Below are 15,163 nucleotides of genomic sequence, written 5' to 3' on the forward strand. Positions count from 1 at the left end.
GGGGGGCGGCGGCTAGAGGTTCTCGATGCGGATCAGGCGCGGCGGTTCGGCCACCGAGGACAGTCCGTTGATCCGCGCCACGGCGCGCAGCATCGCCGCCTCGTCGGTCTCGTGCACCGTCATGACCACCGGCACCGTCTGGTTGGGCGCGCGTCCCCGCTGGATGATCTGCTCCATCGAGACCTTCTCGTCGCGAAGCGCGGCGGCAATGTCGGCGAACACGCCCGGTTCGTCCTTGACCATCAGGCGGATGTACCAAGCGCTGCGGCCGGTGCCGCGCGGCGCGGTCGGGCGCGGCTCCAGCCGGTCAACCGGCACCCCGAACGTGGGGCCGACGCGGCCGGTGGCAAGGTCCATCAGGTCGGCGACCACCGCCGAAGCGGTCGGACGCGCCCCCGCGCCACGGCCTTCCAGCACGGTGCGACCGACGAAATCGCCCTCGGTGACGATTGCGTTGAACGGACCCTCGACATGGGCCAGAGGGAAATTGAGCGGCACCATCGCCGGATAGACGCGGCACTCGACCGCCATCTCGCCGTTGATGTTGGCGACGCCCAGCAATTTGATCCGATAGCCCAGTTCCTGCGCATAGCGGATATCGAGCGCACTGACGTGGCGGATGCCTTCGCAGGTCACGGCATCGATCGAGACCGGCATGGCAAAGGCAAGACTGGCCAGGATCGCCAGCTTGTGGGCGGTGTCGATGCCGTCGATGTCGAAGGTCGGGTCGGCCTCGGCATAGCCCAGCGCCTGGGCTTCGGCGAGGACGTCCGCGAAATCGCGCCCGGTATCCTGCATCGTCGATAAGATGAAGTTGCACGTGCCGTTGAGGATGCCCATCACCTTGGTGACGTGGTTGCCGGACAGACCCTCGCGCAGGGATTTGATGATCGGAATGCCGCCGCCGACCGAGGCTTCGAAGCCGATATTGGCTCCGGTCTGTTCAGCCATCCGGGCCAGTTCGACGCCGTGGTGGGCGATCATCGCCTTGTTCGCGGTGACGACGCTCTTTCCCCGTTCCAGCGCGGCGCGGACCACATCAAGGGCAACCCCGCTGGCACCGCCGATCAGTTCGACCAGAACGTCGTAGTCGGCCTCGCGAGCCAGAACGCGGGCGTCGGTGAAGAATTGCACGCCTTCCAATTCCAACCCGGACGGACGTTCCAGCGCCGATGCGGCGACAATCTCAAGCCGTCGCCCCGCACGTCCGGCCAGCAGATCGGCCTGTTCGGTCAATAATTCGACAGTGCCGCCGCCAACGGTGCCAAGGCCCGCGATCGCGATCTTCAGAGGAGAGGACGTCATCGGTCGGTTCCTGCGCGCTGTTTTTCCGAGGTCTCGAGCAGCGTGTCGGCGCTGGCGAGGAAAGTCTTGATGTTTCGCACCGCCTGACGGGTGCGGTGACGGTTTTCGACCAATCCGATCCGGACGAAGCCGTCGCCATATTCGCCGAAGCCAATGCCGGGAGCCACCGCTACCTGAGCGTGCTGCATCAGCAACTTCGAGAATTCCAACGACCCCAAATGGGCGAAGGCCGACGGGATCGGAGCCCAGGCGAACATCGTCGCCTGAGGGCTGGGGATGTTCCAGCCCGCGGCGGCCAGCCCTTCGATCAACACGTCGCGGCGATCCTTGTACATCGCCCGAATCTCATCGACACATTCCTGCGGCCCGTTCAGCGCCGCCGAAGCCGCGACCTGGATCGGGGTGAAGGCACCGTAATCAAGGTAAGACTTGATCCGCGCCAGCGCGGCGACCAGCGTCTTGTTGCCGGCGGCAAAGCCGATGCGCCAGCCCGGCATGTTGTAGGTCTTGCTCATCGAGGTGAACTCGACGGCGATGTCTTTGGCACCGGGGATCTGAAGGATCGACGGCGGCGGTGCAACGTCGAAGTAAATTTCGGAATAGGCCAGATCGGACAAAATCCAGATCTTATGATAGCGACAGAACTCCACCACCTGACCATAAAAATCGAGGTCGGCCAGCATGGCGGTGGGGTTGCTGGGGTAATTCAGCACCAGCGCGATCGGCTTGGGTACTGAATGGCGCACGGCACGGTCCAACGCCTTCAGGAACTCGGCGTCGGGGGTTACCGGCACATAGCGGCACGATCCGCCCGCGATGATGAAGCCATAGGGGTGGATCGGATAGCTGGGATTGGGCACCAGCACGATGTCGCCGGGGCTGGTGATCGCGTTGGCGAGGTTGGCCAGCCCTTCCTTCGAGCCCAGAGTGACGATCGCCTCGGATTCGGGGTCGAGATCGACGTTGAAGCGGCGCTGATAATAGCCGGACAGAGCCTTTCTCAGGCCCGGAATGCCACGCGACATCGAATAGCGGTGGGCACGCGGATTGCGTGCGGCCTCGATCAGCTTATCGACGATGTGCTGGGGAGTCGGCTGGTCGGGATTGCCCATCCCGAAATCGATGATGTCGTCGCCGGCGGCTCTAGCTCGGGCCTTCATCGCGTTGACCTCCGCGAACACATAGGGCGGAAGACGCTTAATACGATGGAAATCCTGCTCGATGCTCATGGCCGAACCTGCGGGTGACGGACGGGACGGGGCGCGAATGGCCTCGGGATAAGGGGTCATGTTTAGCGCGGCCGGGACGAAGAATCGACAGCTTTCTAGCCAGCCCCTCCGTCAATCGTATGACATCATTGCCGCAATTCCGTCTTGTTCCCCCTGGAATTGGCTTGGCAACGGGCTTGCCCGCCCCTGCCGTTCGTCCTAGGCTTAGAGGACAGTCCAGACCGGAACGGGAGAGCTGAGATGTTCGAAGCGGCGGAACTGGGACGCAAGATTTCGCGGGAAGAGTTCGACGCTTTGGCGCCTTCGCTCCGCACCGATCTACTCGACCTGCAACAACAGCTTCGTCAGGCGGATTTTCCGGTCATCATCGTCTTTGCCGGGGTCGATGGCGCGGGCAAAAACGAAAGCGTCAACCTCATCAACGAATGGCTGGACCCGCGCTGGATCATGACGCGGGCTTATGGCAGTCCATCGGACGAAGAGGCCGAACGCCCCCATTTCTGGCGTTTCTGGCGCGACTTGCCGCCCAAGGGCAAAATCGGTCTGTTCCTGTCTTCGTGGTATCACGACCCTCTGATCGACCGGGTTCACGGTCACATCTCGACTGTCGAATTCGATCAGTCGCTGCTGCCGATCATTCGCTTCGAGAAGACTCTGGCCGACGAAGGCGCGCTGATCCTTAAATTCTGGATGCACCTGTCGCGCCCAGCGCAGAAAAAGAGGCTGAAAAGCCTGGAAAAAAACCCCCTGACGGCATGGCAGGTCACCGATACCGACTGGAAGCATTACGAACTGTACGACAAGTTCGTCGCCGCCGCTGAGCGGATGATCATGCAGACCAGCAAGGGTCATGCGTCCTGGCGGATCGTCGAGGGGGCGGATTCCCGCTATCGCTCCGCCATCGTGCTGCAAACGATCAAGGAGGCGATCACCGCCCATCTGGCCGCCCGCACGGCGGCGCGCAAAGTCGATGCCGAGTTGAAGGATGCGGCGCGGGGCAAGGACGAAGACGCGACGGCTCCGGCGGCGTTGCCGCCACAGCCTTCGATCCTGTCCTCGCTCGATATGACTCAGGACGTTGACAGTGCCGCCTATACCCAGGCGTTGCAGGAACAGCGGGCGCGGCTGGCCCATCTCTACCGTGCCGCGATCGAGGCCAAGCTTTCCACCATTCTGGTGTTCGAGGGCTGGGACGCGGCGGGAAAGGGCGGTGCGATCCGCCGTCTGACCAATGCGCTTAACGCCCGCGATTACCAGGCGATCCCGATTGCCGCCCCTACCGAGGAAGAGCGCGCCCAACATTATCTGTGGCGGTTCTGGCGTCATGTCGCCCGCGCCGGGCGGGTAACGGTGTTCGATCGCTCGTGGTACGGGCGGGTGCTGGTCGAGCGGGTCGAGGGATTTTGTTCCGAGGAAGCGTGGCGGCGCGCCTATGGCGAAATCAATGATTTCGAGGAGCAATTGACCCGCCACGGTATCGTGTTGTGCAAATTCTGGCTGCACATCACGTCGGAAGAGCAACTGGCCCGCTTCAAGGCGCGCGGCGAGATCGATTACAAAAAATGGAAGCTGACCGACGAGGACTGGCGCAATCGTGGCAAATGGTCCGAGTACGAGCAGGCGGTCAATGACATGGTTGAACGCACCTCGACCCACAATGCACCCTGGACTTTGGTCGCGGCCAATTCGAAATCCTTTGCTCGGGTCAAGGTGATGCACACCGTCGCCGACGCGCTGGAACAGGCGCTGGAGCGGTTGGAGAGGCACAAGAAGGGGAATTAACCCTCTCCGTTTCCGGCCGCCGTGACGCTGTTCCTTAATCCCTGGTCCGGCGGTCGCGGTCCAGATAGGATTGATCGGTTTGCCGACCGCGAGCGGAACCGCGCGTCGCCCCCTTCCAAAAATCTCCGGCGGGCTTTATGGTCCGGCAGCTTCAGGATAAACCGATCGCCATGACCAAACTGACCCATATCCGTAATTTTTCCATCGTCGCCCATATCGACCACGGAAAATCCACCCTGGCCGACCGGCTGATCCAGTCTTGCGGCGCCGTCGAGGCGCGCGACATGAAGGAACAGATCCTCGATTCGATGGATATCGAACGCGAGCGCGGCATCACCATCAAGGCCCAGACGGTACGCCTGATGTACCGCGCCCAGGATGGCGAGACTTATCAGTTGAACCTGATGGACACGCCCGGCCATGTCGATTTCGCCTATGAGGTGTCGCGGTCGCTGGCGGCGTGCGAAGGCTCCCTTTTGGTTGTCGATGCCAGCCAGGGAGTCGAGGCCCAGACCCTGGCCAACGTCTATCACGCGCTGGATGCCGGGCACGAAGTGGTGCCGGTGCTGAACAAAATCGATCTGCCCGCCGCCGAGCCAGAGCGGATCAAGCAGCAGATCGAGGATGTGATCGGTCTCGATACGACCGATGCGGTGATGATTTCGGCGAAGACCGGGCTTGGCATCGGCGACGTGCTTGAGGCGCTGGTCAAGCGCCTTCCCGCGCCGGAAGGCGAGATCGACGAGCCGTTGCAGGCGCTGCTGGTCGATTCCTGGTACGATTCTTATCTTGGCGTCATCATTCTGGTCCGCATCAAGAATGGTGTGCTGAAGAAGGGCCAGAAGATTCGGATGATGGCGACTGGTGCCGCCTATCAGATCGATACGGTCGGCTATTTCACGCCTAAGATGATCCAGTGTGCCGAGTTGAAGCCGGGCGAGATGGGCTTCTTCACCGCCGGGATCAAGGCGGTGGCGGAAACCAAGGTCGGCGACACCGTGACCGACGATAAGCGCCCCGCCGCCGAGCCGCTGCCCGGCTTCAAGCCGAGCGTGCCGGTGGTGTGGTGCGGTCTATTCCCGATTGACGCCGCCGATTACGAAGATCTGCGCGATTCGCTGGCGAAACTGCGCCTGAACGATGCCAGCTTCCAATACGAACCCGAAACGTCGGCGGCGCTGGGCTTCGGCTTCCGGTGCGGCTTCCTCGGTCTGCTCCATCTCGAAATCATCCAGGAGCGGCTGGAGCGCGAGTTCAACCTCGACCTCATCACCACCGCGCCGTCAGTGGTGTATCGCGTCCATCTGACCAACGGCGAACTGCACGAACTGCACAATCCCGCCGACATGCCCGACCAGGGCCGGATCGAGCGGATGGATGAGCCGTGGATCAAGGCGACGATCATGGTCCCCGACGAATATCTCGGGCCGGTTCTGACCCTGTGCACCGAACGGCGTGGCCAGCAGCTCGACCTTACCTATGCCGGGGCGCGGGCGATGGCGGTCTATCGTCTGCCCCTCAACGAAGTGGTGTTCGATTTCTACGATCGGCTGAAGTCGATCTCGCGCGGCTATGCCAGTTTCGATTACGAAATCGATTCCTATACCGAAAGCGATCTGGTCAAAGTGTCGATCCTGGTTAATGCCGAGCCAGTGGACGCCTTGTCCTTTATCGTCCATCGCGCCAATGCCGAGGCGCGCGGACGCGGCATCTGCCAGCGATTGAAGGATCTGATCCCGCGTCAGATGTTCCAGATTGCGATCCAGGCGGCGATTGGCGGCCGCATCGTTGCCCGCGAATCGATCAGCGCTTTGCGCAAGGACGTTACCGCTAAATGTTATGGCGGCGATGCCACTCGTAAGCGCAAGCTTCTGGAGAAGCAAAAAGAGGGCAAAAAGCGGATGCGCCAGTTCGGCAAGGTCGAGATTCCGCAAAGCGCCTTCCTCGCCGCCCTCAAGATGGGTGACGATTGACGATTGGGGATCGCGGGCTCCTGATGGAGCCTGCGTCCTTGACTGGTCTCGATCGATCCTCGGGCGGGGCAGTGCCTCGCCCGGCCCTGTTCTATGAGTTCTTCCAACTTTCCGTTGGGGTGCCCTGGGGGGATGGGGTAATAAGAACAACCCGTTCTGTTCCTGTTCTCTGGAGCCATGGTGAAAACGCTGCTGCTTGACGACCGTCTCGATACGCTTCCGGATTATCCGTTCGCACGGCTGACCGCGCTGTTGGGTGCGCCATCGGGGCCGGGATCAACGGTGATGTCGATTGGCGAACCACAGCATGCGCCACCGCCTTTCGCCGCCGAAATCCTGTCGCGCGAGGCCGGGCTGTGGAACAAATATCCGCCCGCCACCGGCACCGAGGCGTTCCGCCGCGCCGTCGCCGGTTGGCTGGGCCGCCGCTATGATTTGCCCGAGGGACTGGTCGATCCCGACCGGGCGATCCTGCCGGTTGCTGGCACGCGTGAGGCGCTGTTCCTGATCGCCCAGGCGGTGTGCGGTCGTCGCAACGGCAAGCCGCCGGTGGTGTTGCTGCCCAACCCGTTCTATCAGGTCTATGCTGGCGCGGCGGTGATGGCCGGGGCCGAGCCGGTGTTCGTGCCCAGTGCTGACGGTCCTGCCGGATTGCCGGATTATTCCACCTTGCAGCCGGATCTGCTCGACCGCACGGCGCTGGCTTATCTGTGCAGTCCGGCCAATCCGCAGGGTAAGGTGGCCGATGCCGCGTTGCTGGAGCGGACCATCCTGACGGCCCGTCGCCACGGCTTTGTTCTGGCCGCTGACGAATGCTATTCCGAGATCTGGGACAAGGCTCCGCCGCCCGGTGCCCTCGCCGCCTGTGCCGCGTTGGGCGAAGGACTGTCCCACGTCGTCGTCTTCAATTCGCTGTCAAAACGGTCTAGCCTGCCGGGGTTACGCTCTGGCTTCGTCGCCGGAGACGAGCGGGTGATCGCCGCGTTCGGCCGCCTGCGCTCCTATGGCGGAGCGGCAACACCGTTGCCGGTGCTGGCCGCCGCAACCGCCTTGTGGGGGGACGAAAGCCATGTCGTGGCCAATCGCGACCTGTACCGGGCCAAAATCGATATTGCCGAGCGGCTGCTGGGGGGGCGTTTTGGCTTTGTCCGTCCCGAAGGCGGCTTCTTCCTATGGCTTGAGGTCGGCGATGGCGAAGCGGCAGCGCTGACTCTGTGGCGCGAGGCCGGAATTCGGGTGTTGCCCGGCGCGTATCTGGCCGGGACCGGAGCCGACGGAGTTAATCCCGGTCAACGCTATATCAGGGTGGCTTTGGTCCACGACCTTCAGACCACCGAGGCGGCGTTGTCCCGCTTCGGCACGTTGCTTCACGGTTGACGCGATGGCGGCGGCTCCCGTCCGCAAATCCAAGAGCCGAGGCGGTTTTCTGCCGCGCGGCTCGATTGAGTTTCTGCGTCGCCGTCTGATTCAATCCGGCGGTTTGGTGCTGGTTGTCGCCGCCATCGCCCTGGGTGCGGCGTTGAGCAGCGCGGATTCCCACGATCCCAGCATCAACACCGCCGCCGAGGGGCCGGTTCGCAATCTGCTCGGCCGTCCGGGAGCGACGTTTGCCGATCTGCTGTTGCAGACGGTTGGCTGGGGGGCGGCCGCCCTGATCGTCGCCGCTTTGATTTGGGGCGGGCTGGTCCTGCTCCGCGCCGTTCCGCCGCGATCGTGGGCCGCACGGGTGGCGGTGTTGCCTCTGGCGATGGTGACGTTGGCGGTGGCGCTGGCGACTTTGCCGCTCCCCGAATCCGAGACTCTCCCCGCAGGGTGGGGCGGAGCGTTGGGGCGACTGATCTCTGACGGCCTCATCTCCCTTCTGCCCGATGGGTTGGGGAGTAGCGTCGTCGGATCCGGCGCGGTGGCGCTGACGTCGGTCTTTATGCTGTTCGTGATCGGGCTGTCGCCCGGCGAGTGGATCGGGTTGAGTCGCCGCCTGCCCCCCGTGCTGCTGCAATTGGTACGGTCGGCGATTCCCGCCCGGCGTGGCCCTCCGGTGGCGCGGACGATGCCGAATCGTGCCCCGACCCGGCCCGCTGCGTCCCCTCATCCGATCCCCCAGCCTTATCCGTTCGCTCCGGCAGATGAAGAGGAAGACGGCGACGACGTTCGTTCCGATGACGAACCGTCCGCGCCGGTTCCCCCGCCCCGTCCGCCGGTTCCGCCCGCGCCAGCGGCCGCGACACCGCGACGCGAGCCGCCGCCTCGTCCGGTTTCCGCGCCGCCGTCTGGAACCTATGAATTGCCGCCGCTGACGCTGCTGACCCCCAGCCCGGACCAGGGTGGCCCGCGCTTTAATCCCGAAGGATTGACCCAGAACGCCCGGATGCTTGAGGCGGTGCTGGAGGATTTCGGCGTTAACGGCAAAGTGGTCAAGGTCCGTCCCGGTCCGGTGGTGACTCTGTACGAACTGGAACCCGCGCCGGGGACCAAGACCAGCCGCGTCATCGGTCTGGCCGACGATATCGCCCGCTCGATGAGCGCGTTGTCGGTTCGCATCGCCACGATTCCCGGCCGGAGCGTGATCGGCATCGAACTCCCCAACGCCCGCCGCGAGACGGTCTATCTGCGCGAATTGTTGGCGTCCGAACCGTTCGAGAAAGTACCGGCGCGGCTGACCCTGGTGTTGGGGAAGGATATCGGCGGCGGGCCGGTGATGGTCGATCTTGCCCGGATGCCGCATCTTCTGATCGCGGGAACCACTGGTTCGGGTAAATCGGTGGCGATCAACACGATGATTCTGTCGCTGCTGTACCGGCTGCCGCCCGAGGAATGCCGGGTCATCATGATCGATCCCAAGATGCTGGAATTGTCAGTCTATGACGGCATTCCGCATCTGTTGGCCCCGGTGGTGACCGAGCCGGGCAAGGCGGTTCTGGCCCTGAAATGGGCGGTGCGCGAGATGGAAGACCGCTATCGCGCCATGAGTCAGCTCGGCGTCCGTAATATCGCCGGTTATAACAACCGGCTGTTGGAGGCGCGCGGCCGCGGCGAGGTGCTGACCCGCACCGTCCAGGTCGGCTTCGATCCCGAGACCGGCAAGCCGCTCTATGAAGACCAGACCCTGGCGCTTGAGCCCCTGCCCTTTATCGTCATTATCGTTGACGAAATGGCTGATCTGATGCTGGTCGCGGGCAAGGAGATCGAGGCGGCGGTGCAGCGTCTGGCCCAGATGGCCCGCGCCGCCGGAATCCACCTCATCATGGCGACCCAGCGTCCGTCGGTGGATGTCATCACCGGCACGATCAAGGCTAATTTCCCCACTCGCATCTCGTTTCAGGTTACCTCGAAAATCGATAGCCGCACGATCCTGGGTGAGCAGGGGGCGGAACAATTGCTTGGGCAGGGCGATATGCTCTACATGGCTTCGGGCGGACGCATCACCCGCGTCCATGGTCCGTTCGTGTCGGATGTCGAGGTCGAGACCGTGGTCGAGTTCCTCCGCTCTCAGGGCGAACCGACCTATATCGAGGCCGTCACCGAGGAAGAAGCGACCCCCGGTACCGGAGGCGGGGCCGAAGGCGGGTCGGGAGACGATCTTTACGATCAGGCGGTGGCGCTGGTGATCCGCGAAGGCAAGGCATCGACCAGCTTCGTTCAGCGTCATCTCCAGATCGGCTATAACCGGGCCGCCCGGCTGGTCGAGCGGATGGAATCCGAAGGGGTGGTCAGTCGCCCCAACCATGTCGGCAAGCGCGAGGTTCTGGCGCGTGGCGGAGGCGAGTATTGATGAAAGACGACACCATGACCCGGTGCAGGTTCCGGACGATCTTCGCTGCGCTGCTATTGGCGCTGTCGCTGGCGCTGTCTTCGGGCGGGGTGGCGGCCGAGCCCAAGGCGGTTCTGCTGTCGGCCGAAGACCGCGCCGACATCGCGCGCGCCGAAGAGTATCTGAACGCCATCACCACGCTGAAGGCGCGGTTTCTCCAGACCTCGCCCAACGGGGTTTCGGTCGAGGGCGACGCCTATCTGTCGCGGCCCGGACGGCTGCGGCTGCAATACGATCCGCCCAGTCCGCTGCTGGTGGTCGCCGATGGCACCTTCCTGATTGTCCATGACCGCGAGTTGGGTTCACCCAGCTACATTCCGCTCGGCTCGACCCCGGCCGGTATCCTGGTTCAGCCCAACCTGCGCCTGACTGGCGGCGCGGTTACCGTCACTCGTGTGGTGCGGCTGCCTGGCGTGGTGCGGATCTCGGCGGTCGAGACCGAGGATTCGGCCTCGGGCGAAATCACCCTGGTGTTTTCCGACCGCCCGTTCGAGTTGCGCCAGTGGCAAGTGCGCGATGCCCAACATCAGGTGACCACGGTGTCGCTGTTCGAAAGCCGCTCGGGTCTGCCGCTTGATGCCAAGCTGTTCAAGTTCGTCGATCCGAACATGACCAAATCGCCGTTGAACCTGAACTAAGCAACGCTTTCGCCATCCCTTCATGTCCTTTGGGCATGCAAGCCATGTTGGGGAAAGGGGATGCGCGGATCTTGTCGCCGTTCTACCTCTTTAGTCATCGAGACCGGGCCCCCACCCCTTTGGCCCGGTAGCGGTGGGGTGCGCCTCCCTCCGCGCCGCTCCCGCCGCCGCTCCCCCCAAGGAGCGCGACGCCCGGCCATTCCCCTGGCCGGGCGTTGCCTCGGTTAACACTCTCCCCCTTGATCGGGATGGAAAATTCCGGTTTGAGGGCTGGATTCGGGGCTGAGTCTGTGCAATATGATCTCCGCCCCGTCCCGGACCCTGTGGAGGATTTCTATGACTGTTCGCGTTGCCATTAATGGCTTCGGCCGCATCGGCCGCTTGGTGTTGCGAGCCATCGTCGAATCGAAGCGCAGCGATATCGAAGTCGTCGGAATCAACGATCTGGGGTCGGCTGAAGCCAACGCCCACCTGTTGAAGTACGATTCGGTTCACGGCGTTCTGGCCAATCAGGTTTCCGCCACCGCCGATTCGATCACGATCGACGGCAAGGCAATTCGTGTTACCGCCGAACGCGATCCGGCCAAGCTGCCGTGGAAAGAGCTGAACATCGACGTGGCGCTGGAATGCACCGGTCTGTTCACCAAGCGCGACAAGGCCGCGGCGCATCTCGAAGCCGGTGCCAAGCGGGTTCTGGTGTCGGCTCCGGCCGATGGTGCCGACCTCACCGTCGTCTATGGCGTCAATCACGACAAGCTGACCCGTGACCACCTCGTGGTTTCGAATGGCTCCTGCACCACCAACTGCCTTGCTCCGGTGGCGCAGATTCTCAACGAGCTGGGCGGCATCAAGCACGGCTTCATGACCACCGTTCACGCCTTCACCGGCGACCAGCGCACCGTCGATACCCTGCACAAGGATCTGCGCCGCGCCCGCGCCGCTTCGTTGTCGATCATCCCGACCTCGACCGGCGCCGCCAAGGCAATCGGGCTGGTCCTGCCCGAACTGGCCGGCAAGCTGGACGGCACTTCGGTTCGCGTGCCGACCCCCAACGTGTCGATGATCGACCTCGTTGTCGTCACCGAACGCCCGGTTACCGCCGAGCAGATCAATCAGGCGATGGCTGATGCCGCCAACGGTCGCCTGAAGGGGGTTCTGGGGGCCGAATCGGCCGAGCTGGTCAGCGTCGATTTCAACCACAATCCCAATTCTTCGACCTTCGATCTGACCCAGACCAAGGTCATCGATGGCACCTTCGTCCGGGTTCTGTCCTGGTACGATAACGAATGGGGCTTCTCGAACCGCATGGCCGACACGGCGGTCGCTATCGCCAAGCTGATCTGAACGAAAGGGTCGCCGCGATGTTCCGTACTCTCGATCAGCTGAACGTCAGAGGAAAGCGCGTCCTGGTACGCGCCGACCTCAACGTTCCGGCCAAGGACGGGGTTGTCACCGACGATTCCCGTATCGAACGTTCCGCCGCCACGCTGTGCGATCTGGCCCGGCGCGGTGCTCGTGTCATCGTGATGAGCCATTTCGGTCGCCCGAAGGGCGTCGATGCCGCGTTCTCGATGCATTTTCTGGTTGGGCCGCTGTCGAAGGCGGTCGGGCAGAACGTGGTCTGGGCCGAGGATTGCATCGGCCGCGATACCGCCCGCCTGATCGGTTCGCTGCGCGACGGTGAAATCTGCCTGCTGGAAAATGTTCGCTTCCATGCCGAGGAGGAGGCAAACGATCCCGCCTTCGCCCGCGAATTGGCCGCGCTTGGCGATCTGTACGTTAACGATGCCTTTTCCTGTGCCCACCGGGCCCATGCCTCGACCGAGGCGCTGGCCCATCTGCTGCCGTCGGCGGCCGGTCTGCTGATGCAGGCCGAGCTTGACGCGCTCAGTAAAGCGCTGGAGAAGCCGGAGAAGCCGGTTGCCGCCATCGTTGGCGGTTCGAAAGTCTCGACCAAGCTCGATCTGCTTGGCAACCTTGTCGCCAAGGTCGATTATCTGATCATCGGCGGCGGCATGGCCAACACCTTCCTGTTCGCTCAGGGTAAGTCGGTCGGCAAGTCGCTCTGCGAGCACGATCTGGCTGATACCGCCCGCGATATTCTCGAAAAGGCGCGCGCGGCGCATTGCCACATCGTCCTGCCGGTCGATGTCGTGGTCGCCGATCGTTTCGGCGAGAATGCCGCGACTCAGGTGGTGAGCGTGGACGATGTTCCCGATGATCTGATGATTCTCGATGCTGGTCCTGCTTCGGTCGAAGCGATCATCGACCGTCTGGGTGGCTGCAAGACCTTGGTGTGGAACGGTCCCCTTGGCGCGTTCGAGATTGAACCGTTCGACAAAGCGACGAACGATATCGCGATCTGGGCGGCCGAACGTACCCAACAGGGCCGCCTGCTGACCGTCGCCGGTGGTGGCGACACCGTTTCGGCTTTGTCCAAGGCGGGAGTCGAGGCCAAGTTCTCCTATGTTTCGCTTGCGGGCGGTGCCTTCCTGGAATGGTTGGAAGGTAAGGAACTGCCCGGAATCGTCGCGTTGTCCCAGGGGGCCTGATCTCAGGTTCCCGTCACTCCTTTCCCCTCTTCCGTCTTGGCGGAAGAGGGGTGTTGGAGCCAGTTCCGTCATGAAGGTCCATTTCATCGGGGCCGGACCCGGAGCCCCAGATCTCATTACTGTCCGGGGACTCAATCTGATCCGCCGCTGCAAAGTGGTGCTCTACGCTGGTTCTCTGGTTCCGCGCGAGGTGATCTCCGAGGCTCCGGCTGACGCGCGAGTGGTCGATACCGCTCTGATGGAGCTGGATCAGATCGCCGCCGAGTTCGCCGCCGCCCGCGATGCCGGGCTTGACGTTGCCCGGCTTCATTCCGGCGATCTGTCGATCTACAGTGCGCTCGGCGAACAGATGCGCTGCCTCGATTCGCTGGGGATCGAGTATGACGTCACCCCCGGCGTTCCGGCGTTTGCCGCTGCTGCCGCTGCTTTGTCGGCCGAATTGACCTTACCCGGAATCAGCCAGTCGTTGGTGCTGACCCGCACCACCGGACGGGCAACTCCGATGCCGGATGGCGAAACTCTGGCGACGATGGGGGCCAGCGGGGCTACCCTGGCAATCCACCTTTCCGTGCATAATATCGCTCATGTCGTTGCCGAGCTGACTCCCCGCTATGGCGCCGATTGTCCCGTCGTTGTCGCGTTCCGGGTTGGCTGGCCTGATCAGCGTCTGGTGCGGGGCTGCCTTGCCGATATCGAAGGAAAGGTAGCGGAATCCGGGGTGACGCGGACCGCACTTATTCTGGTCGGTTGGGTTCTGGGTGCCAAAGATTTCAAGGAATCATGCCTTTATTCCCGCGGTCATGGCCGGACCGCCGAGCAGCTGGCCTGAACGGTTACAGTCAGACGGCAACGGTATCGCGGGCCTTGTGCCGGTCCTCCGGTTGTGCTTCAACCCCCTATACTACCCCAGTCAGGCCGTGGCCGTCCCAACGCCCTCCGGTCTTTCGCGCAAAAAGGAAAAACCGCCAATGAACAAGCTGTCCGCGAGCGGTCAGGCGCTGATCCTGGCCCTGGGCCTGGCCGCTGCCCCCGCCCTTGCCGCCGACAAGAACACGGTCGTTGCCGTGGTCAACGGGACCGAGCTGCGTATGTCGCAGATGGCGGACTTCGCGCGGCAATTGCCGCCGAATCTTGGCCAGCCTCCTTACGAAGCCCTGCTTGAGGTCGTCATCAACAATCAGTTGGTGCTGGAGCAGGCCAAGAAAGAGAAGATGGACGCCGATCCCGAGGTCAAGGCGGCCCTGAAGCAGGCTGAAAGCTCGCTGATGCGTCAGGCTTGGATTGCTCGCAAGATGCGTTCCGCCGTCAGCGAAGAGGCGATTCGCGTTCGCTACGATCAGTTGGCCAAGGATTTCGTCCCGGCTGAGGAAGTTCACGCCCGTCACATCCTGGTCGAGACCGAAGACGCCGCCAAGGCGGTGATCGCCGATCTCAATAAGGGTGTCGATTTCGCCGATCTGGCTCGTACCAAGTCGAAAGACCCGTCGGGTGCTCAGAACGGTGGTGATCTCGGCTATTTCTCCCAGAAGGACATGGTGCCGGAATTCGCCGCCGCCGCCTTTGCCATGCAGCCCGGTCAGGTGTCGAAGGCCCCGGTCAAGACCCAGTTCGGTTGGCATGTCATCAAGGTTGAGGATCGGCGCATGTCGTCGCTGCCGAGCTTCGAGCAGGCCAAGGGGCCGATCGGTCAGCAGCTCGCCGAAGTCGCCGCCCAGCAGACGGTGACCGAACTGCGCGACAAGGCCAAGATCAAGCGCTTTGGTCCTGACGGTGCCGCTCTGCCCGAAGGCGAGAAGAAGTAAGCGGAAAAGCCTTTGCCCCCGTCGCGGTCCAACAGCGGATCGCGGCGGGGCGTAGGCGATCTTGATGTGAA

At 63.1% G+C, this 15,163-nt stretch carries 11 protein-coding genes; 9 read left to right on the top strand and 2 right to left on the bottom strand.

The window, feature by feature from the left end; all coding sequences use genetic code 11:
• Window positions 1-12 precede the first annotated feature (12 nt).
• A complete protein-coding gene (locus PHAMO_RS10015; RefSeq protein WP_002728980.1) occupies window positions 13-1,305 on the bottom strand; it encodes a homoserine dehydrogenase in 1,293 nt (430 codons plus the stop codon).
• On the bottom strand, window positions 1,302-2,534 hold the full coding sequence (locus PHAMO_RS10020) for an LL-diaminopimelate aminotransferase (protein ID WP_002728981.1): 1,233 nt from the start codon (window positions 2,532-2,534) through the stop codon (window positions 1,302-1,304). Before PHAMO_RS10020 ends, PHAMO_RS10015 begins: the two co-directional genes overlap by 4 nt.
• A 240-nt stretch (window positions 2,535-2,774) precedes the next feature.
• Between PHAMO_RS10020 and pap the strand changes: the two genes are divergently transcribed.
• From pap to PHAMO_RS10065, 9 genes are all read left to right on the top strand, one after another.
• A complete protein-coding gene (pap, locus tag PHAMO_RS10025; RefSeq protein ID WP_002728983.1) occupies window positions 2,775-4,316 on the top strand; it encodes a polyphosphate:AMP phosphotransferase in 1,542 nt (513 codons plus the stop codon).
• Window positions 4,317-4,486: 170 nt separating this feature from the next.
• Window positions 4,487-6,289 (top strand): translation elongation factor 4, encoded by a 1,803-nt coding sequence (gene lepA / locus PHAMO_RS10030; RefSeq protein ID WP_040566698.1) that lies wholly within the window; start codon window positions 4,487-4,489, stop codon window positions 6,287-6,289.
• Window positions 6,290-6,466: 177 nt separating this feature from the next.
• Window positions 6,467-7,666 (top strand): aminotransferase class I/II-fold pyridoxal phosphate-dependent enzyme, encoded by a 1,200-nt coding sequence (locus tag PHAMO_RS10035; RefSeq protein WP_002728987.1) that lies wholly within the window; start codon window positions 6,467-6,469, stop codon window positions 7,664-7,666.
• A 4-nt stretch (window positions 7,667-7,670) separates the two neighbouring features.
• A complete protein-coding gene (locus tag PHAMO_RS10040) occupies window positions 7,671-10,061 on the top strand; it encodes a DNA translocase FtsK (RefSeq protein WP_002728989.1) in 2,391 nt (796 codons plus the stop codon).
• The gene (locus PHAMO_RS10045; protein ID WP_235720827.1) at window positions 10,061-10,738 is read left to right on the top strand and encodes a LolA family protein; all 678 of its coding nucleotides are present in this window, start codon (window positions 10,061-10,063) and stop codon (window positions 10,736-10,738) included. The genes PHAMO_RS10040 and PHAMO_RS10045 overlap by 1 nt, the downstream gene beginning before the upstream one ends.
• 336 nt (window positions 10,739-11,074) lie before the next feature.
• Window positions 11,075-12,082 (top strand): type I glyceraldehyde-3-phosphate dehydrogenase, encoded by a 1,008-nt coding sequence (gene gap, locus PHAMO_RS10050; RefSeq protein ID WP_002728998.1) that lies wholly within the window; start codon window positions 11,075-11,077, stop codon window positions 12,080-12,082.
• Between the two features lie 17 nt (window positions 12,083-12,099).
• Window positions 12,100-13,290, top strand: a complete 1,191-nt coding sequence (locus tag PHAMO_RS10055) for a phosphoglycerate kinase (protein ID WP_002729000.1) — start codon at window positions 12,100-12,102, stop codon at window positions 13,288-13,290.
• Window positions 13,291-13,360: 70 nt separating this feature from the next.
• Window positions 13,361-14,119 carry a precorrin-4 C(11)-methyltransferase gene (gene cobM / locus PHAMO_RS10060; RefSeq protein ID WP_002729002.1) on the top strand — a complete coding sequence of 253 codons (759 nt, stop codon included), beginning with the start codon at window positions 13,361-13,363 and terminating at the stop codon, window positions 14,117-14,119.
• 139 nt (window positions 14,120-14,258) lie between these two features.
• Complete coding sequence (locus PHAMO_RS10065; RefSeq protein WP_002729004.1) at window positions 14,259-15,092, top strand: peptidylprolyl isomerase; 834 nt, start codon at window positions 14,259-14,261, stop codon at window positions 15,090-15,092.
• The last annotated feature ends 71 nt before the right edge of the window (window positions 15,093-15,163 follow it).

Origin of the sequence: Magnetospirillum molischianum DSM 120 (assembly GCF_000294655.1) — a bacterium.
GTDB classification, from domain to species: domain Bacteria; phylum Pseudomonadota; class Alphaproteobacteria; order Rhodospirillales; family Magnetospirillaceae; genus Phaeospirillum; species Phaeospirillum molischianum.